This is a genomic window from Paenibacillus sp. MDV22-iso6 (assembly GCF_058408365.1).
Genome location: NZ_JBZVDZ010000003.1, coordinates 604,006 through 624,904, shown reverse-complemented (window position 1 = coordinate 624,904; position 20,899 = coordinate 604,006). Strand labels below are relative to the sequence as shown.

The following is a 20,899-nucleotide window of genomic DNA, read 5'->3' as shown; positions in this document are numbered from 1 at the left end:
TGTGGACGGTCACCCCTCTCCTTCAGCCGGTTCAGAAAAAAAGAAGGCTGAAAATCAGCCTTCTTTATGGCTTCGACACTGCGGACGAAATATCCTTTGAGACATTTTCGATCGCGCGCTTCAGCTGTGCATCATATTGAGGATTGGCAATGCGTTCAATCAGAGCCGCTTCCAGTGATTCCGCGGTTTTCTCGTCAATCTGGCCAGTTGCCTGAATGCCTTTTTGTTTCTGGAATGCTTTGACCGCTTCTTCTGTCTTCTGGTCATAGTATCCATCTACACGATCCGGCTTAAAGTCAAGTCCTCTCAGCATCGTCTGCGCACTTTTCACATCCGTGCTATTGCTGTCGTATTTCAAAGGTAATTTTTCTTTGTTGATTGGTGCCACCGAGAAGTAATCCGGCTGGTTCACCGCAATATCCGGTTTGATCCCTTTTTCGTGAATCCAGTCTCCGTTCGGAGTCAGCCATTTCGCGATGGTGATTTTCAGCAGACTGCCATCACCCATCTGCTTGTCATAACTCGTTTGTACGGTTCCTTTACCAAAGGAGTTTTCTCCAACCAGCGTTGCGCCTGCCGACTGTTGCAATGCACCAGCCAAAATTTCCGAGGCACTCGCGCTTCCTTTGTTCATCAATACCGTAATTGGGTACGATTTACCTGATCCGTTCGATTTGCTTTGTTCCTTTTTACCGTTCTTGTCTTCGACTTGAACAATAACTTTGCCTTTCGGAACAAATTGCTCTGCAATATCAATAACGACCTGCAAAACACCACCCGGGTCATTACGAACATCAATGATCAGGCCCTTCATGTTCTGCTTCTCCAGCTTCGCCAGTTCTTCTTTGAAGCGATCTCCTGTGTTCAGCGAGAATTGGGTGATCGTAATAACACCAACACCGTTATCCTCCATGTGGGCGTACACCGTCTCCAGATCAATGTCATCACGTACAATGACGAAGTCAATCAGTTCGGAAGATCCGGCACGTTTAACCTGTACCTTCGCTTCACTGCCTTTTGGACCTCTGATTTTGTTAACGGCTTTGTTCAGTTCCAAACCTTGCAGAGATTCACCATTCACGGACATGATCATGTCTTTCGCGCGAATACCCGCTTTCTCGGCAGGTGATCCTTTGATCGGTGATACCACTACGACATTCCCGTCCTGTGAGGATACCTCTGCGCCGATTCCGGTAAATGAACCTTCAATCGACTCCTCGAACTGGGCTGCTGTTTCCTGCCCCATATAGTTGGAGTACGGATCACCAAGGGATTCCATCATGCCGTTGATCGCACCATCAATCAGTTTGGTTTGATCCACGTCTTTATAGTAGTTGCTTGAGATCAAATCCATCGCGGTTTCAATCTTCTTCAAATCGTTCTTCTGCTGCGAACTGCCAGTAACGCTTGCGAGCAATCCTTCGCCAGGTGTCGTCTGTGCCAGGCCAGGAGAGCTCATCAGCACCAACGTAAGCAGGCTTCCTCCGAGAAGGGCTACAATGACAAGCAGCAGGGCCGATCTTTTCTTCATCATCCGTTTGTCACCGCCTTTAGTATTGAAGCGTGTCAAATTCAATCGTTCCGTGAATCATTCCCTGAACATGCCAGCTTAGTATATGCCTAGCTTGTACGGAATATGTTTGTTCCATTCCAACTGTTGGCTAAAAACTACAAATAGTTAGATGGATTCACTGCTGTTCCATTATCACGTACTTCAAAATGCAAATGCGGTCCAGTGGAGTTGCCTGTACTGCCTGATTCAGCAATTATATCGCCACGGCTTACCGTGTCACCCTTGCTAACCTTAAATCCGCCTTCACGTAAATGACCGTATAGCGTCCATAATCCGCCTCCGTGGTCAACAATGACGGTGTAACCATATCCACTATACCATTCAGCCATGATGACGATCCCGCCTGAAGCGGCATGAACGGACGTTCCTTGAGCAACAGCAAAGTCTACACCTGCATGCATTTTACCTACTTCGCCCGTGATCGGGTGAATACGAGGCCCAAAACCGGAAGATACACGCGCACCTGATACTGGCATCCCAAAGATGCCGTTACCACTGGAGTATGTGCTGCTACTGCTGTTGGAGCTGACCTTGGTCGGCGCCTTCGCAGCAGCCGCGGCACGTGCAGCAGCTGCTGCTTTTGCTTTGGCGGCCGCCGCCGCTTGTTGCTCACGCAATTTATTTTTCTCTTGCAGAAGGGCCGAACGCTTGCTGGCAATCTGCATCAATACATCTTCCTGTTCTTGCGTCAGCTCTTCAGACTCTTCAATTTTAGCATCATAGGAAGCGAGAAGCACTTGCTTCTCCTGTTCCTTCTCATTCAATTGGGACTTACGCTGTTTCTTCTGCGCATACAGGCTCTTGGCTTCTGCATATTGCACATCGAGTTCTGCTTTTTTGTCCACGACGAGCTGCTTGTCCTTTTTGTGTTCATCCAGCAGATGCTGATCCTGATCCACAATCGTTTTCAGTGAATCGGCACGAGTCAGGAAATCAGTGAAGCTTGTGGAAGTTAACAACACATCGAGATAAGAAACGGCACCATCTGTATACATCAGCCGTACACGTGATTCAAGTAATTTCTCTCTTGCAACGATACGTTCTTCTGCAGCTTGCAGATCTTTTTTCGTTGTCCGGAGATCCTCTTCCGTATTTTCAATCTGCAAGGATACGTTTGCCAGCTCATCACTAACCACATTGATCTGCTCCATGACGACTTTCAAGTAAGCATTGGTCTTGTTCTTGTAATGCTGGGCTTCCTTTTTGTTGCTGGCAGCCTTTTGCTGCTCCTTTTTGGCCGAAGCCGCCTTGCTCTCCAGTTGCTGAATCTGCTGATCAATGTCGCTAATGCTACTCTTGGCATATCCGTCAGAAGGTTGAAGCGTCAAACTGGCCAATAACGTTAGAGCCAGCAGCGAAGCTGTTTTTTTCAAAATGTGATCCCCCATCCTATGAATTCACAAGAAAGCAACCTGCACAGGTGGTGAACAACATGTTCTTTGCTTTCTTTACACTAAAGACTCCGTCTTTACTACATATCGTCAAACAGTGTTCAGTTGTGAACCTGCTTTGCCATTCTTTTTCGATTAAACGTTAAGAGATTTGCGGATGGACAATGTGCTTCCCAAAATACCAACCAGCACACCGAGTCCGATCAACAGTGTTCCAAACAGCAACCAAATATCACCGAGTGGAATCAAATTAAGCATCTGCATAAATACATCCTGACCAATCGTGGCCATCAGGCGGCTGTAACCGAAGAACAGTACTGCTACCGTAATCGCCGAACCGATCAATCCAATCAATGCCCCTTCGACAAAGAAAGGCCAACGAATGAACGTGTTGGTTGCACCAACCAGTTTCATAATACCGATCTCCCGGCGCCGGGCCAGAATCGTTACGCGAATCGTATTCGAGATCAGGAACATGGACATTAACCCCAGTCCCCCAACAAAAATAAATCCGATATTACGGACAAGCTTCGTAAATTTGAACAATACTTCCACCGTTTCCTTGCCGTAGTTCACTTTCATGATCGGCTTCTCCGGGTGTTTATCGTTCAATGCTTCGATTTTTTGCGCCACAAAAGTGACGGTTTCCGGTTCAATGACCTCTACTTCAATGGTCTCCGGCAGTGGATTGTTATCCACATCGAAACCGCTCAGCACATTGTCTGCACTTTCTCCGAGACGTTCACGGAACTCCTTGAGTCCCTCTTCTTTGGAAACAAAACGAATTTCACTGACTTCAGGCATCGCACTGATTTCCTGCTCCAGCGTGTTACGCAGGTTCTCATCCACGTTCAGCTCAAGAAACGTACTGATCTCGACCTGACTGTCCACCTGGTTGGCCATGGAATTCACATTAAGCACCAGCAGCATGAACACGCCCAGAATGAGCAATGACACGATAATGGACATGATGGAGGCCACGGACATCCAGCCGTTGCGGAATACGTTTTTGAATCCCTCCCGTAAATGGCGCAAGAGAGTACTAAAATTCATAACCGTATTCCCCTCTCATCTGATCCCGTACAATCTGTCCCCGTTCAATCGCAATAACCCGTTTACGCATCGTATTAACGATATCCTTGTTGTGGGTCGCCATAACAATAGTGGTTCCGCGGAAATTAATTTCATCCAGCAGCTGCATAATGCCCCATGACGTCTCCGGATCAAGGTTACCCGTAGGCTCGTCCGCAATAATAACAGACGGATTGTTCACGATGGCACGTGCGATGGCAATACGCTGCTGTTCCCCACCCGACAACTGTGAAGGTTCACGATTCGCCTTGCTGCGCAATCCAACCAGATCAAGCACTTCCATCACTCGTTTCTTAATGTGACGCTTCGGTGCTTCAATAACTTCCATGGCAAATGCCACATTCTCAAATGCCGTCATCCGTGGCAGCAACCTGAAATCCTGGAACACAACGCCGATATTCCGGCGTACGTAAGGAATTTTGCGTGGCTTTAACTTTCCGATATTAAATCCGTTAATGGATATTTGTCCTTTGGTCGGAACTTCTTCCCTGTACATCAATTTCATAAATGTCGATTTGCCTGCGCCGGACGGACCGACGATATAGACAAATTCATTGCGGTCGATCTTCACCGACACCCCTTGTAATGCGTGGGTACCATTGGCGTAGGTCTTCCACACGTCCTGCATTTCTATCACATCATCACTTCCCGTTGCATAGTTAGCCATTATCATTTCGACACAATCTTGGCATTTCCTTTAAAAAGACCTGAATTTCATCAGGGAAAATCCATTTCGCCCCTTTTTCGATGGTGAAGCATGGATTCATATGAATTTTATTGTAACAAATTTGTTACCTATTGAGTACCCGAAAGTTTTCCATCATTGGATCATATATATGGAAAGTGTTACGAAATGCGGAACAACAGAAGTACAAAGGAGCGTACGGATATGAAAAAAATACATTTGATGGTCATTGCACTGTTCTCCATCCTATTACTCGGTTCCGCGTCCTATGGATTGCTGTATATGTACGTGAACCAACCCGCCCTACCGGAAGGGGTACGTGTTGCGGAGTGGTCGGTTGAGGGCGTGAATCGCAAGGAAGTTCTACCGGCACTGGATGAACGATTAAAACAAATGGAAGCATGGCCGATCACCCTGGAGGTTGACGATCCTACACCAAAAACAATGATGTTCACCGCCGCCCAGACAGGCGCAAGCTACAGTGCTGATGACTTCCGGACAGCTGTGCAGCAATTGGATGAAGGCAATCTGTGGGAACGCGCTTACGCCCGATATCATTTCATCAAGGAGTGGTCCCTGAAGCTGACGTACAATTCAAAATCACTGAGAGAGCAGCTTACCCCTGCCTGGGAAAAGGAAACCTTCGGTACACCCGCGAACGCTGTTCGCCGCATTACCGCAAGTGACAAGGTCCAGTACATCCCGGAAAAGGGCGTCCGCCGGATCGCCTGGGATGAACTCGCGAGCCTGATGCAGGCTAAACTGCACCGCGATTTCGCTCCACTGGACCATGATACGAAGCCAAACCCGCTGTTGATTCAGCTGCCGTTGTATACGCTGCAACCCGAAGTGACTCTCGATTCGCTGCGCCAAGAGGGAATTGACCGGAAGATCATTCAGTTCTCCACTGGCCTTGGAAACAGCAGTGCAGGCCGGATACATAACGTCAGCGCAGCAGCGCAAGCCGTTAACGGCATGATTTTGCCGCCAAATGGTACTTTTGATTATGAAAAGGTCATTAAGAAGGCCGAGGAAGACTATGGTTTCCGGGAAGCACCGGTCATCGTGAATGGGCAGCTGACCCCCGGCATTGGGGGCGGTATCTGCCAAGTATCGAGCACCGTTTACAACGCAGCCCTGTTGACCGGACTGGACATCGTAGAACGCCGCAATCACTCCCTGCCCGTCAAATATTTGCCGAAGGGGCTGGATGCTACGTTCGCCTCAGGTTCCATCAATTTTCGGTTCAAAAACAATACCGGCAAGTCTCTGCTCATTCATGCCAAAGTGGAAGGTGGAAGCTTAACGGTCAAATTTTTCGGGACCTTCCCGGAGAACGTCAGTTATGCCCTGGAATCCCGTACAATTGAGACATTAAGTGCTCCCGTCAAATATGTATCGAGTAATGTGCTGCCTGACGGCGCTCAACAGGTGCTCCAAAACGGTCAACCCGGATATATTGTGGAGACGCTGCGCACCAAAAAGGTAAATGGTAAAATTGTCGAATCCAAAACCATTACACGTGACACATACAAAGCCCAGAATCGCCTGATTGCCCGCTCTGGTCATACTAACCTGCCTGATCCCAAAGAGCCATCAGTTGTAGAGGATGGCATCAGCGACACGAAGCAGCCTTAATCTTACTTTCACATGAGTGCAAATAGATACGCTCAATTTAGCAAAAGTAATAACAAATAGAAAAAGACACATCTCCTGTTCCCCATTCGGGGTCCTTCGAGAGATGTGTCTTTCGTTTGTTTTACAGATACATATTGTGTATTGATTAGACTGAAACCTTTTAATGTCCGCCTGTGTACTCTTTCTGCTCCTCACCGATAACCATCTTCTCATTACCCATGAAGAAAGCAGCAATCAACGCGAGTGCAGCCGGGATCGCAGCCCAGGCAAAGAGCTGCACGATGGATGAAGACAACGCATGCGTAATGGTATCCAGCACCTGAGGCGGAATCGCTTTTCTCAGCTCTGGCGATAGCAGCGCATGCGGATCACTCAGATCCACTCCCTGAGGCACGCCGCCTGCAGGAGCACCAGCACCACCCGCTTCCGCCGCTGATCCGGCAAGGGCATCATTCATTTTGCGCGTAAATACCTGGCTCTGCACGATACCAAAGATCGTAATGCCCATCGTCATCCCAAGTGAACGCAGGAAGTTAAGTGTAGAGCTTGCTGCTCCGCGTCTTTGCGGTTCAAACGCGTTCATGGCTGCATTGCTGAGCACCGAGAATGATGCCCCGACACCGAGACCAATCATCACCATGAATATACGTATCGTCCATAGAGATGAGGTTTCATCCAGCGTTGTCAGCAATCCAAGACCAACCACCAGCAACGCCAGCGTAGGAATCATAATGTTGCGATACTTGATTTTGGTCATCAGTACCCCACCCATGGAAGCCGTCACAACGGACCCCAACATCATAGGCAATAACACAAGACCAGAGTTGGTCGCTTTGCCACCGAGTACCCCCTGGATGAAGATTGGAATGTACACGGATGCGGTAATAAACGCCGCACCACTGAACATGCCAATAACGTTACTGGACCAGTACACCCGGTTGCGGAACATGCCGAAGGAGATAATGGGCTCCTTGGCTCTCGTTTCTGCAAACAGGAAGAGCAGTGCTAGCACCACAAATCCGGCAAACAAACCGAGAATCTGCCATGAGCCCCAGGCATACGTTTTGCCGCCCAGTTCAAGCCCGAAGATGAGACAGACTACCGCACCAATCAGTGTGATAGCACCAAGCCAGTCAATCTGTTGGGATTGATGCTGATGAGATTCCTTGTAGAAAAATGAAATAAACACAAACGCAATCAAACCAAGCGGCAGGTTGATATAAAATACCCATTCCCATGTCGCATACTGCGTGATGTAAGCACCCAGCAGCGGACCAAATACGCTGGATAAACCAAACACAGCTCCGAACAAACCGCCCAATTTACCCCGTGATTCCGGTGCGACCACATCAAACATGATCGTAAAGGCAATCGGCACCAGAGCACCTGCACCAATACCTTGAATAGCTCTGTACATCGTCAGCTCAACGATTGATGTTGCCGTTCCACATAATGCGGATCCGAGCATAAATACCAGTATTCCGAAAACAAAAAACTTCTTCCGTCCGTACATATCGGATAACTTACCGAAGATTGGCATACCGGCCATCTCGGCCACCATGTAAGCGGAGGTCACCCATACGAACTTGTCGAGCCCACCCAGCTTCCCGACAATGTCGCCCATAGCTGTTGCCACGATGGTATTGTCCATCGAAGCCATCAGTATGCTTAGCAGTAACCCTGCCAGCACCAATCCAATATTATTTTTACGTGTAGCCATTCTACTCAATCTCTCCCATTCACATCCGATTCATATGACTGAATTAGTATATCCGAAAAGTTACGGCGGATAATCAGTCCAAGGACCGATTGCTTTGCACCAAAACTTCCGATTGCGGATGAATTTGCAGAGAAGAGCGGTATTCCACTGTACCAATTCGGCAGCCTGGGCCAATTTTTATTTTATCTCCTCGTACAATCTCGGCCTCCGTGTTCTCAAGTTCAATTTCGTCGCCTTCGATCAGATCGGTCTTGAGAATAGACTTGTTACCAGTGAACAAACCTTCCAGCAGTTTTCCCCGCGAATTCTTTACTGATATGATGGAACCGCCCATTTCCTTGACCTCGGATGGACCCATAATTTTAAGTGTCATACTTTCGGCACTGAGCATACCCGTTATCGTAAAACGGCCATTCAACTTCATATTCTCCACCTGACAATCGCCTGACACATGAAGCTCGCCTACTACTTTCATATGTTCAGCTTTTGCATACAGGTTAGAAGCATAATTGCCTTCCTGATCTTCGTCGCCGGCAGTAGCCCGCTCTTTCAGGGTAAGGGTTCCTGTAATTTTGATATCCGTTGATTCCAGAGATCCGTATATGACGGATGTGCCGGTGCATTTGAATTGATCACAGATCAGATTATCATTAAATGAGGAATCCCCCACTACCTTGACCTTGCCGTACACACCGCCAGAAGAACTGCCATCGCCGATGATGCTAATGTCATGTTTTTTATCCAATGAACCAGCAAAATGGTTGTTCAAATCGATCACATCCCTTTCTTTTCATATTAAAATTTAAATCCGCTGACTGCTGCCCACCTTGGCATCTGGATCAACCTCTAGTTCACCCGAATATTCAACCAACCTGATGTTACAGCCACGACCGATATGAACCTTGCTGCCACGAACAATATCAGCCTCGGTATCTTCCAGCACGATTTCATCCCCCTCAATCAAGGATGACTTGAAGGACGGAGTACCGCCCAGGCCAATACTTTTCCAAAAACCAGTCTGTTCCTTACGCCGAATATCAATGCGTTCCCCGCCAATCTCTCTCGCCGAAGAAGATGTATGCAGCCTGATCTCTACCGTTCCCGCATTCAGAAAGCCACTAATTTTAATATTGCCCTGTACGTTCAAAGACTCACATTGTACGTCGCCTTCAATATCGATCACGCCACCAATATCAATCCGTTCCCCATCAACCCGTCCACGAACAGTACACTTCCCGTTGACTTCGAGCTCAGGGCTTCGGAGGTCTCCGTTAATGGTTGTTAAGCCATCCACACGAACACGAGAACTAATCAAGGGGCCGTTCAGCGTGCACATGCCGTTGATCGTTGCACTCTCTGAGCTCAAAGCACCGTGCATCTTCAATGTTCCATTCACATTCATGGAGGTACAGTCCAGGTTCCCGTTTACTTTAGCCATGCCATCGATAGATACCCGGTGAAAATTCCCGCCTGCCGTTTGGCTCATGCCCGCTACGTTCAGATCATTGCGCAAATTACGTTCCTCCATATATGATCCTCTCCTTATCCCAATTTGAGTTTTAACTCTTCCATGAACGTCCCCATCGACTGCCTGAGAACGACCTTCACACCATTATCAAAATAAAGCTCTGTTCCTGCTGTTACCAGCATGAATGAAGGGACACCCATCTTGCGAATAAGCACCAGCTCGCTTGGTTTGCCTGTGAAACGATAATAATGCTCGGACATGACATCGATCAGCAGCGTACCCTCCTGCCGGGTAATATCTCCGCTCATTAGCAGCTTATCGAGTACATAAAGCATCATGATCTGCTCCAAAGCATACAGCGGCCGCTCCCGACCCGCTTCTTTCAACAGCTCAAGCGAAATGTTCGAAACAATGTTTCGCTCTAAGAGCTCCTGAGCGGACATTTCCACTTCACCCAGCGTTGGTGAAAACACGTCTGCCAGTTCATCCAGTGACAAGCCGTCTTTCATATTGAGAATCTTGTCAATCCGCAGTAAAATCTGTTGTTTTGGAAAAAAAGTTTCTTGTCCCGTATAGGACGACTTCCGAATAAACCATTCCTCCGGAATGAGATTCTTCCGTTTCCAGCGGTACAACTGGCCGTAGGAGATACCCGTCAGGTCCAGCAAATCTTTTTTGGAGATCAAATCATCCGTCATATATGGTCCCCCTTTGTGTTGAAAAGAGTGTAACATAACATTGTTACGCTGTAAAGAAGATGAATAACTAGTGGTGAATTTCTTATTATTGCAATGAAAAGGCTTTGCGTATAACCTGTTTATTATAGATACTATGGAACCATTATGGATTCTGATCCCATCCTATTGAATCGGGTCAGGACACATCGTTAATGGACTTATGAAAGGGGTTTCTCCTATACATGGCACTTATTAAATGCGACTTTTACTCTGACACGCTTGGTCTAAGCACCAGCATGCATGTCATCCTGCCACAACAGACCCACAATCAGATTGGAATGGAGAACGTATCCGGTCTGGGGTTACATCCCACGCTGTATCTGCTGCACGGGCTATCGGATGATGACTCCATCTGGCTGCGTCGTACATCCATCGAACGATATGTTGCGGACCTTGGTATTGCTGTTGTAATGCCTCAGGTCCATCGCAGCTTCTATACGGATATGGCGGAAGGTGGACGCTACTGGACATTCATCAGTGAAGAGCTGCCTGCACTTGCACGTTCCTTTTTCCCGCTATCACACAAACGTGAGGATAACTTTGTTGCCGGATTGTCCATGGGTGGCTACGGGGCATTCAAGCTGGCACTTCACAAACCGGAGCAATACGCCGCTGCGGCAAGTTTATCCGGAGCGCTCGACATGGTAGCGCATATGGATAACCGAATTGTTAAGGCATTAAGTGATGCTGAGTTCAAGCGGATTTTCGGAGCAGAGATTAAAGGCTCGGAGAATGACTTGCTGCATCTGCTCGAAGAAAGCAAAGCAATTCAGGGTCCAAAACCTTTGCTCTACCAATGCTGTGGGACAGAGGACTTCCTGTATGACGAGAATCAAGCGTTCCGTAAAGCTTGTGCACAGACCGATTTCCAACTGACGTACGAGGAAGAACCCGGTGGACATGACTGGGGATATTGGGACGAGAAGATCCAGAATGTGCTGAAATGGTTGCCTTTGCGTGAACGTGAATAGCGAACACTGGCACTCCAATGACAGAACAACCTTCCGATCGCTGTTATCGTGTAAATGTTGAGTTGAACATTCTAGATCGTTGTAACACACAAAAAAGCAGGCCTTGAGAAGAAATTCTCGGCCTGCTTTTGCGTTGTATATCTTTATTTCATTCTAGTAACTGTGGCATTATCCCCGATTGGTGATCCATTGCTCTGTAATTTCAAGCACCTTTTCACTCCGTCCAATCGCCTCAGCCACCTGATTGGAAGCTGTTCCGCCGTATACGTTACGAGCATTTACAACCGCTTCTGGTTGCAGCACGTCGTAAATACGCTCATCGAACAACGGAGAGAACTGACGGAATTCATCGATGGTCAGATCCAGCAGATACTTACCGTTCTGGATACAATACAATACCGTCTTACCGATAACTTCATGCGCTTGGCGGAATGGCAAACCTTCGCCCACGAGGAAGTCCGCAATATCTGTAGCGTTGGAGAAATCCTGATTGACTGCTTGACGCATCCGACCCTTGTTGACCGTCATCGTAGCAATCATCGGAGCGAACAATTGAAGTGCACCCTCAAGCGTCGCTACCGTGTCAAACATGCCTTCCTTGTCTTCCTGCATGTCTTTGTTGTAAGCGAGCGGCAGAGATTTCAGCACGGTCAGCAAACCGATCAGGTTGCCGTACACACGTCCTGTTTTACCACGAACAAGTTCCGGAACGTCTGGATTTTTCTTCTGCGGCATAATGCTGCTGCCCGTGCAGAATGCATCATCCAATTCAACAAATCCAAACTCCGTGCTGCTCCAAAGTACCAACTCTTCGCTCAGACGGGACAAGTGAGTCATGATCAGCGAAGCGGCTGCCAGGAACTCTACAATAAAGTCACGGTCGCTGACCGCGTCCAGACTGTTCTCATATACACCATCGAAGCCCAGTTGTTCCGCCACAAAATGACGGTCAATTGGGAACGTTGTGCCTGCAAGCGCACCTGCACCCAGTGGCAAAACGTTAATGCGTTTGTAGCTGTCCATAAGACGCTCTGCATCCCGTTGGAACATCGATACATACGCCATCAGGTGATGAGCGAACAGAATCGGTTGTGCACGTTGAAGATGCGTATATCCCGGTACAATCGTATCAAGATTATCTTTGGCTTGTCCGATCAGCGCTTCCTGCAACGAGTGCAGCATGCCAACAAATCCAACTACGCGCTCACGCAAGTACAAGTGCATATCGGTTGCCACTTGGTCATTCCGGCTGCGTCCCGTATGTAATTTGCCACCTACAGGGCCGATGGTATCGATCAGGTTTTTCTCAATATTCATGTGGATGTCTTCATCAGATACGGAAAATTCCACTTCGCCTGCACGGATTTTATGCAGAACAGTGATTAAACCTTCCTTAATCGTCTCCACATCCTCTGCTGGCAGAATTCCACATTTGCCCAACATCGTGACATGAGCCAGACTTCCTTGAATATCTTCCTCGGCCAATGCTTTGTCAAAGTTGATTGACGCTGTATATTCCTCAACCAGGTGATTGGTTTGTTTGGTAAAACGTCCTCCCCACAGCTTGCTCACAGTGAGTACTCCCCTTTCGCTCATGGACAAAGCCGCTCCTGCCAGATGTGCAAGAACGGCCCGCCTTGTCAGTTATTATCGTGATGCTGTATATGCATAATGAAATTAGTTTTTGTTTTGTTCCACACCGGAATTTACTTTCAAACGTAATGCATTCAGGCGGATAAAGCCCGTTGCATCCCCTTGATCGTAGGCTTGTGTTGGATCAGCTTCCATCGTGGCAATGTCCGGGTTGTACAGGCTGACAGGGCTTTTCACACCTGCGCCGATGATGTTGCCTTTATACAATTTCACACGAACGGTACCTGTTACATTTTTCTGGCTTTCAGTCACCAGCGCTTGCAACGCCAGACGTTCTGGTGCGAACCAGAAGCCGTTGTAAACGAGTGTGCTGTAACGTGTGATCAGGCTATCACGCAAATTCATGACTTCGCGATCCATCGTGATGGATTCCATTTTGCGGTGAGCAGTGAACAGAATTGTTCCACCTGGTGTCTCGTATACGCCACGGCTCTTCATGCCAACGAAGCGGTTCTCTACCATGTCCACACGGCCGATACCATGTTTGCCACCAAGTTCATTCAGTTGCTCCATCACTTGCAGTGGGCTCAGGCGCTCACCATTCAGTGCAACACAGTCACCTTGTTCGAATTCAAGTTCAACATATTCCGCTTGATCCGGCGCATCTTCAGGTGCACTGCTAAGCAGGAACATGTCTTTGTTCTCGTCCGCACTTGGATCGAACCAAGGATCTTCGAGCACGCCGCTCTCATAGCTGATATGCAGCAGGTTACGGTCTGTGGAGTATGGTTTAGCCGCCGATGCGGTTACCGGAATGCCGTGTTTTTCTGCGTAAGCGATCATCTCGGCACGTCCAGGGAACTGATTGCGGAATTCTTCCAGACGCCAAGGCGCGATGACTTGAATGTCTGGTGTCAACGCAGCTGCGTTCAACTCAAAACGAACCTGATCATTCCCTTTACCCGTAGCGCCGTGAGCAATCGCAGTAGCGCCTTCTGCACGAGCGATATCCACCATACGTTTAGCGATCAGTGGACGTGCGATACTTGTGCCAAGCAGATACTGTCCTTCATAAAGGGCGCCTGCTTGGAACATTGGATAGATGAAATCTTTGGCGAACTCGTCGCGCAGATCATCAATATACACTTTGGAAGCGCCTGTAGCGAGAGCTTTCTCCTCAAGGCCGTCCAGTTCATCCTTTTGTCCGATATCCGCCGTAAATGCGATAATCTCCGCATCATATGTTTCTTTCAACCATTTCAAAATTACAGATGTGTCCAACCCGCCGGAATAAGCGAGTACGATTTTTTCCTTAGCCATGTTCAGTGGTCCTCCCCAAGTTCAGTTGCTATAAACTTTTATCTATCATCGCGAAATCTGCGCCTAAAATCAACCCATTCAGGCAAACAGCATCTATTCGCTCATTAACGCAGCCATCAATGCTTTCTGCGCATGCAGTCGGTTCTCCGCCTGATCAAAGATCAGGGAGTTTGGCCCGTCAATCACTCCAGCACTCACTTCTTCTCCACGGTGAGCTGGCAGGCAGTGCAGGAACATATAATCCGGCTTCGCGCCTTTCATCAGTTCCTCATCGACCTGATACGCAGCGAATGCTTGTTCACGAATCTTCTGTTCCTCTTCAAAACCCATGCTCGCCCATACATCCGTATACACGATATCCGCATCTTTCACAGCTTCCTGAGCACTGTACGTTACAGTCACCTGTGAGCCGCTCTCCTGTGCAATGCTGCGCGCCTGCTCTACAACTGCGCTGTCAGGCTCATAGCCTTCCGGAGTCGCTACTGCAACATGCATACCCATCTTCGCTGCACCAAGCATAAGGGAATGAGCCATGTTATTGCCGTCTCCGACATAAGCCATTTTCAGACCTTCCAGCTTGCCTTTGTGCTCCAGCACAGTTTGGAAGTCTGCGAGTACTTGGCACGGATGTGCTGCATCGCTCAGTCCGTTAATAACCGGAATATCCGCATGTTGTGCCAGTTCAGTCACATTATGGTGTCCAAAGGTACGAATCATGATGCCGTCCAGGTAACGTGACAGGACTTTGGCTGTATCATGTGTCGTTTCCCCGCGACCGAGTTGGATATCATTTTTGCTCAGGAAGAGCGCGTGTCCGCCCAGTTGGAACATACCGACTTCAAAAGATACACGGGTACGTGTAGATGATTTTTCAAAAATGAGTCCGATCGTTTTGCCTTGAAGTGGCTGATACGGCACACCGTTTTTCTGTTTGCCTTTAATCTCAATCGCAAGGTCCAGCAAATAGCGAATTTCCTCCGCTGTATAATCTGTAAATTCAATGAAATCTCGGCCTCTAAGATCGACCTTCTGTACCTTTTCCGTCTGTTGCGCTTGTGTCATGTTAGTGTTGTCCTCCTTATTTCCGGTTCCCTGCACCCGCATGGGCAGAAAAGTGTAGAAGGTTGATATCTTGCCATCCGACTACTCACTTTCATCTTCCGCTAGTTTACCGCGCGGCTACAGGGATTCATGATTCATCATTTAGTTCCGCTTCGAGGCCCATGAAGGCCCCGAGTCAGAAAGGTTGTATAAAGCCTTATTAAGCGTTCTTCGCCGCAACATGCTCTTCAATCAACGTAGCTACCAAGGATACTGCCTCATCGATCTCTTCCTTGCTCACATACAAGTTTGGAAGCAGACGAATGACATTCGGTCCTGCGGAAACAAAGAGAATGCCTCGTTTCTGACCAGCAAGCACGATGTCGCCTACCGCTTCAGCACATTCGATTCCAACAAGTAGACCAAGACCCCGAACTTCTTTTACAAACGAATTACCAGCCAAACGCTCCCGCAGAGAGTTCATCAGGTATTCGCCCATTTCAGCTGCACGCTCTGGCAAATGATCTTCGAGCATGGTTTCAATCGTTGCAATAACCACAGAAGAAGCAAGCGGTGTACCGCCAAACGTTGTTGCATGACTGCCCGCAGTAAACGCATCCTTCAAATAACCTTTACCCAGCATCGCACCTACAGGGAATCCACTACCAATACCTTTGGCTACCGTGAAAATGTCCGGCTCAATGCCATAATGCTCATGCGCGAACAGTTTGCCTGTACGTCCCATTCCGGTCTGTACTTCGTCTACAATCAGCAGCAATCCATGCTCTTCACACAGTTTGCGAACGTGGTGGACAAAATCTGGTTTGACCGGATGCACGCCGCCCTCGGCTTGCACCATCTCCAGCATGATCGCTGCTGTATTGGGTCCGATTGCCGCTTCGAGAGCCGCTGTGTCATGCAATGGTACGGTTACGAATCCGGCTGGCAATGGCAAAAATCCTTCTTTCACCTTATCCTGCCCCGTTGCTGTCAAGGTTGCGAGTGTCCGTCCGTGGAAGGATTGGGCAAATGTAATGACTTCGTACCGACCTGTGCCTTTTACCTTCTGGTGATAGCGACGCGCCAGTTTGATTGCCGCTTCATTCGCTTCTGCACCACTGTTACAGAAGAATACAGCGTCTGCGCACGTATTTGCAGTCAACAAAGCCGCTGCTTTTTCCTGACCGGGAATCTGGAACAGGTTGGATACATGCCACAGCTCATCAATCTGAGCTTTCAGCTTGGCTCCGACTTTCTCCGGTGCATGGCCCAGACTCGTTACAGCCAACCCGCACATGAAATCAAGATAACGATTGCCTTGATCATCCCACAGCCAGCTGCCTTTACCTTTGACCAAACTGATTGGATAACGGGCATACGTTTGGAAAAGAGAGCTTTCCGTCTGTGCCGCTGCACCTGTCGCTGCTACGCCCGCTACTGCTGTGCCAGAACCTGGCTGTTCATTGCCTTTTGCCATCACCTATCACTCCTATTGGTTGGTGCAACGGCAATCATATAAGAGCTATAATTTACACTAGACCACTCCGATTGCAGGACCATCTTTTGAACGTACGCATAATCCACTTCGATGACAGAACAACCTTTCGATCGCTGTTATCCCCGGATTTTTTTGATTGATCCTTAAAGGGGAAAATCCGGGGATAAAGGCGCACGCTTCGCTTCTTCAGGTTATTTCTGTCCTCTACGTTATGCATTTTTATTCTTCAGATTGGTTCTGCACCCTACGTTATTGTGTGTGTAATATTAGATTTCTTATATAAAAAAGCGATGCACATATTTTTTTATTTACTATAAGACCATGAAGACACTAGCCCACTGAGAATAATTATTGCATACGGATAATTCGGGTTCCGATGGTTTCTCCGCCAAGCACACGGCTCAGAATCTGTGGTTCGCTTCCATCTACGATGATGACTTCACGCACTTTGCCGTGAATACAAGCGATGGCTGCACGTACCTTTGGAATCATGCCGCCATAGATTTCTCCGGTTTGGATCATATCCTCGATCTCCTGTACAGAGACGGATGGCAGCACTTTTTTCTCGCCACCTACATTCTTCATAATGCCAGGGACATCGGTCACTACGATCATCCGACTCACTCCGAGATGGGAAGCTACCGCACCTGCGGCTGTATCTGCGTTGATGTTATAACGCTGGCCAGAGGCATCCACACCAACTGGCGCGATAACTGGCATATATCCCATGTTTACGATGCCTTGAATAATCTCCGCATTAACGCCTGTTACGTCACCTACCCAACCAATCTCTGCATGGTTGCTAACCGGTTTTGCCTGGATCAGACCACCGTCCACACCCGACAATCCCAGCGCGTGTCCACCAACTCGTTGGATCAGGCGGACGATCTGTTTGTTAATACTTCCCGCAAGAACCATCTCTACGACGTCCAGCACGGGTTCCGTTGTTTTACGCAATCCGTTCACAAACTCGGTCTCAATGCCCAGCTTCGCCAAATTATCCGAGATCGCAGGACCGCCGCCATGTACGATGACAGGCTGTGTTCCCTTGGACTGCAAATCACGCAGATCTGCAAAAAAGGATTCAGGCAACGCCGCCAGCGTGCTGCCTCCGCATTTCATTACAAACGTCTGCTTCTCAGCACCAGCCTCTGTTCCGATACTCTCATTTTGCAATGTTGAATTCATGAGGGCACTCCTTTCGTTCAAATATTCTAAAAGGTCTAACACTTAATAAATCCAGATTAGACGGGAATAGCCGTTACAAATTCGGATCGTTCTTTCGATCGCTGTTGTCTCCAAGTTTTTTGGATTCCCCTTCTCTAAGGGAAAAACTTGGAGACAAAGGCGAACGCTACGCTTCTACAGAATTGATTCCGACTTTTTCACTATCCCCGTCAATGATCAAACTCAAAAAGTTTAATCCTTATAGATGTTCTACATATTTTTGTAAAGCAGCTTTTCAATAATGAAGCTGCTAGATTAACTAAAACTAACCACAAAATATTACGTGCGGTATGCCGCGTTAATTCGTACATAGTCATACGTCAGGTCACAGCCCCAGGCGATGGATGTTCCCTCGCCGTGGTGCAGATCGACCACAATACGTACGGTATCGGTCTGCAAGTAGGCCAGCGCCGCTTCTTCGTCAAATACGACTGGACGGGATTGAGCAAGAACAGAGATATCTCCCAGACGGATATCAACCGTCTCCGGGTTCACTGGCTGTCCAGCGCGCCCTACGGCTGCAATAATCCGTCCCCAGTTGGCATCAGCGCCAAACATCGCGGATTTCACCAGGCTGGACCCAATGACGGTCTTTGCAATAGCTTGCGCAGATTCATCACTTACTGCACCCGTTACCTGTACTTCTACCAGCTTGGTTGCTCCTTCGCCATCGCGCGCAATGGCTTTGGCAAGCACCTCACATACATAAGTAAATCCGGCAGCAAAAGCTTCCCAATCCGGATGTTCCATAGTCAGTTCTTCGTTACCTGCCAGACCACTGGACATTGCTACCAGCATGTCGTTCGTGCTCGTATCTCCATCCACTGTAATCATGTTAAATGTATGATTGGTCGCCTGACGCAGCAGGCGCTGCAACGCTTCTGCACCGATGACCGCATCAGAAGTCATAAAGGCCAGCATGGTCGCCATATTCGGATGAATCATCCCCGATCCCTTGGCGGCACCTGCAATCGTAATCGTTTTGCCGTTCACCTCAACGGAGACGCAGGCTTCTTTTTTCACCAAATCGGTTGTCAGAATAGCTTGGGAAAAATGCTCCGCTTCTTCTGCTTCCTTGCCCAAACGTGCCGGAAGTGCGGTAATTCCCGAGTGTACAGCGTCCATCTTCAGTAATTCACCGATAACACCCGTGGAAGCGACAGCAACATCCTCTTCTGCTACCCCCAATTCACGTGCGGCCGCCGTACGCATGGCGTAGGCATCCTCTTCACCTTGTTGTCCAGTACATGCATTGGCATTCCCGCTGTTCACGATGACTGCCTGAAGGCGTCCATTGCTCAAGCTCTCACGTGTGACTTTCAGAGGTGCGGCCTGGAACACGTTCGTTGTATACACCGCAGCTGCTGTTGCCGGCACGTCACAGCGGATCGCTCCGATATCGTTACGAGACGTTTTTTTCAATCCGCAGTGCAGTCCACCAGCAGTGAACCCGTGCGGGGTTACAATCGTTCCGTTCTCAACTATTGTAAAAGCCTTTTGCTCCACATTTGTTCCCATATGTTATCCCCCGTTATGCGTTCGGCTGCATGCCGATTGTCCGCTTGCTTTGCCTGATCCGTCTTCCCCACGTGGTTTCGGAATTGCGTCAAGACACTCTCCCAATGATTCAAACCTTATGGATATACCGGTGTCATGTTCAGCCCGAGGTTCTCCTCCCATCCCATCATCAGGTTCATATTTTGAATGGCTTGCCCGGATGCACCTTTCACCAGGTTGTCGATGACCGAAATAATCGTCAAACGACCTGTACGAGGGTCAGCCGCAAATCCGATATCACAATAGTTCGATCCGTACACTTCCTTCGTTGAAGGCCAGATCCCCGGCTCACGTACACGCACAAACCGGCGATTCTCATAATATTTGCGGTACAGATCAACGATTTCACGGTCACTGTGTTCACCAGTTAGATTGGCATACATCGTACTCATGATTCCACGCGTCATCGGCACCAGTTGAGTTGTGAACGTTACTGTGACTGGAGTGCCAGTGATATTCCCCAGCACTTGCTCAATTTCAGGAATATGCTGATGTTTGTTCAGTTTATATGCTTTAAAATTCTCATTCATTTCTGCATAATGATTCGTCAGACTTGTTCCCCGTCCCGCACCCGATACGCCGGATTTGGCATCAATGATGATACTGGAAGGGTCAATCCATCCCGCCTCAACAGCTGGAATCAATCCGAGTAACGTAGCCGTTGGGTAGCAACCTGGGTTGGAAATAAAGTTCTTGCCCTTCACTTCGTCGCCATACACCTCTGCCATGCCGTATACCGCCTGTTCCAGCAATGAAGCAGATGGTGCTGGATGTTTATACCACTCTTCATACACCGTTCCGTCCTTAAGTCTGAAATCTCCAGACAGATCAATGACTCTAAGACCTGCTTCAAGCAGACTCGGAACGAGCTTTGCGCTTACACCAGACGGGGTTGCTGTGAACACCAGATCTGCACGACTTGCGATCTCAGCCGGGTCTACGCCGTCGAGTGGCCTCTGAATCACGTCCGTCAAATGCGGGAATCCATCTGCGATGGACTCACCACTGCTGGATGAAGAGATTACCGAAGTAATTTCAACCTGCGGATGGTTCTGGAAAAAACGAATCAGCTCCACCCCGCCGTAGCCGGTGGAACCGACGATTGCCACTTTTAATTTGTTATTCACTCTCGCTCCCCCAATCTTGTCGTATGCGCTACTTATACTGTTCTCCTGCTCCCAATGAGCTTTCATACAGCAATTCCGTCGCTTCTATGCATATTTGTGTATTATTATACGACTCTAGTTATATAAATACAACACTCTATCATCAATTTTACATGGATTCTCATCGCTTCCGAACATATCTTTCCAACATCTGCGGACGAACCCGTATACTTCTGCTAAAATACGTATTATAGGAAACATTACAACCAGGGTCTAATTCAT

General features: G+C 48.3%; 17 protein-coding genes. 2 read left to right on the top strand and 15 right to left on the bottom strand.

Features of this window, described 5'->3' with window-relative positions:
- Positions 1-64: 64 nt before the first annotated feature.
- From AC4PM4_RS11915 to ftsE, 4 genes are all read right to left on the bottom strand, one after another.
- Positions 65-1,534, bottom strand: coding sequence for a S41 family peptidase (locus tag AC4PM4_RS11915; protein WP_063567507.1), 1,470 nt, complete (start codon positions 1,532-1,534; stop codon positions 65-67).
- A 134-nt stretch (positions 1,535-1,668) separates the two neighbouring features.
- On the bottom strand, positions 1,669-2,946 hold the full coding sequence (locus tag AC4PM4_RS11910) for a murein hydrolase activator EnvC family protein (protein WP_491613670.1): 1,278 nt from the start codon (positions 2,944-2,946) through the stop codon (positions 1,669-1,671).
- Positions 2,947-3,099: 153 nt separating this feature from the next.
- Positions 3,100-4,017, bottom strand: coding sequence for a permease-like cell division protein FtsX (ftsX, locus tag AC4PM4_RS11905; RefSeq protein ID WP_063567509.1), 918 nt, complete (start codon positions 4,015-4,017; stop codon positions 3,100-3,102).
- Entirely contained in the window at positions 4,007-4,693 is a 687-nt protein-coding gene (gene ftsE, locus AC4PM4_RS11900) for a cell division ATP-binding protein FtsE (protein ID WP_024631580.1), read from the bottom strand. The genes ftsX and ftsE overlap by 11 nt, the downstream gene beginning before the upstream one ends.
- A 252-nt stretch (positions 4,694-4,945) precedes the next feature.
- Here ftsE and AC4PM4_RS11895 point away from each other — a divergent pair, with 252 nt between their 5' ends.
- Complete coding sequence (locus tag AC4PM4_RS11895; RefSeq protein WP_491613669.1) at positions 4,946-6,379, top strand: VanW family protein; 1,434 nt, start codon at positions 4,946-4,948, stop codon at positions 6,377-6,379.
- Between the two features lie 160 nt (positions 6,380-6,539).
- Here the strand turns inward: AC4PM4_RS11895 and AC4PM4_RS11890 are convergent, their stop codons facing one another.
- The 4 genes from AC4PM4_RS11890 to AC4PM4_RS11875 form a co-directional block, all read right to left on the bottom strand.
- Positions 6,540-8,099 carry an MDR family MFS transporter gene (locus AC4PM4_RS11890; protein ID WP_491613668.1) on the bottom strand — a complete coding sequence of 520 codons (1,560 nt, stop codon included), beginning with the start codon at positions 8,097-8,099 and terminating at the stop codon, positions 6,540-6,542.
- Positions 8,100-8,172: 73 nt separating this feature from the next.
- Positions 8,173-8,844 (bottom strand): hypothetical protein, encoded by a 672-nt coding sequence (locus AC4PM4_RS11885; protein WP_491613667.1) that lies wholly within the window; start codon positions 8,842-8,844, stop codon positions 8,173-8,175.
- A gap of 57 nt (positions 8,845-8,901) precedes the next feature.
- Positions 8,902-9,627: a polymer-forming cytoskeletal protein gene (locus AC4PM4_RS11880; protein WP_063567513.1), complete on the bottom strand. Its 726-nt coding sequence runs from the start codon at positions 9,625-9,627 to the stop codon at positions 8,902-8,904.
- A 14-nt stretch (positions 9,628-9,641) separates the two neighbouring features.
- Positions 9,642-10,265, bottom strand: a complete 624-nt coding sequence (locus AC4PM4_RS11875; protein ID WP_090811888.1) for a YhbD family protein — start codon at positions 10,263-10,265, stop codon at positions 9,642-9,644.
- A gap of 221 nt (positions 10,266-10,486) precedes the next feature.
- Between AC4PM4_RS11875 and AC4PM4_RS11870 the strand changes: the two genes are divergently transcribed.
- The gene (locus AC4PM4_RS11870; protein WP_491613666.1) at positions 10,487-11,275 is read left to right on the top strand and encodes an alpha/beta hydrolase; all 789 of its coding nucleotides are present in this window, start codon (positions 10,487-10,489) and stop codon (positions 11,273-11,275) included.
- A gap of 168 nt (positions 11,276-11,443) precedes the next feature.
- Here the strand turns inward: AC4PM4_RS11870 and argH are convergent, their stop codons facing one another.
- The 7 genes from argH to argC form a co-directional block, all read right to left on the bottom strand.
- Positions 11,444-12,847 (bottom strand): argininosuccinate lyase, encoded by a 1,404-nt coding sequence (argH, locus tag AC4PM4_RS11865; protein ID WP_053779582.1) that lies wholly within the window; start codon positions 12,845-12,847, stop codon positions 11,444-11,446.
- 105 nt (positions 12,848-12,952) lie between these two features.
- Positions 12,953-14,188, bottom strand: coding sequence for an argininosuccinate synthase (locus AC4PM4_RS11860; RefSeq protein ID WP_063567516.1), 1,236 nt, complete (start codon positions 14,186-14,188; stop codon positions 12,953-12,955).
- 93 nt (positions 14,189-14,281) lie between these two features.
- The gene (argF, locus tag AC4PM4_RS11855; RefSeq protein WP_072733580.1) at positions 14,282-15,250 is read right to left on the bottom strand and encodes an ornithine carbamoyltransferase; all 969 of its coding nucleotides are present in this window, start codon (positions 15,248-15,250) and stop codon (positions 14,282-14,284) included.
- A gap of 199 nt (positions 15,251-15,449) precedes the next feature.
- A complete protein-coding gene (gene argD / locus AC4PM4_RS11850; RefSeq protein ID WP_072733581.1) occupies positions 15,450-16,706 on the bottom strand; it encodes an acetylornithine transaminase in 1,257 nt (418 codons plus the stop codon).
- Positions 16,707-17,075: 369 nt separating this feature from the next.
- A complete protein-coding gene (argB, locus tag AC4PM4_RS11845; RefSeq protein WP_099859214.1) occupies positions 17,076-17,915 on the bottom strand; it encodes an acetylglutamate kinase in 840 nt (279 codons plus the stop codon).
- Positions 17,916-18,233: 318 nt separating this feature from the next.
- Entirely contained in the window at positions 18,234-19,472 is a 1,239-nt protein-coding gene (argJ, locus tag AC4PM4_RS11840; RefSeq protein WP_491613665.1) for a bifunctional glutamate N-acetyltransferase/amino-acid acetyltransferase ArgJ, read from the bottom strand.
- Between the two features lie 116 nt (positions 19,473-19,588).
- Positions 19,589-20,638 (bottom strand): N-acetyl-gamma-glutamyl-phosphate reductase, encoded by a 1,050-nt coding sequence (argC, locus tag AC4PM4_RS11835; protein WP_491613664.1) that lies wholly within the window; start codon positions 20,636-20,638, stop codon positions 19,589-19,591.
- Positions 20,639-20,899: the final 261 nt, after the last annotated feature.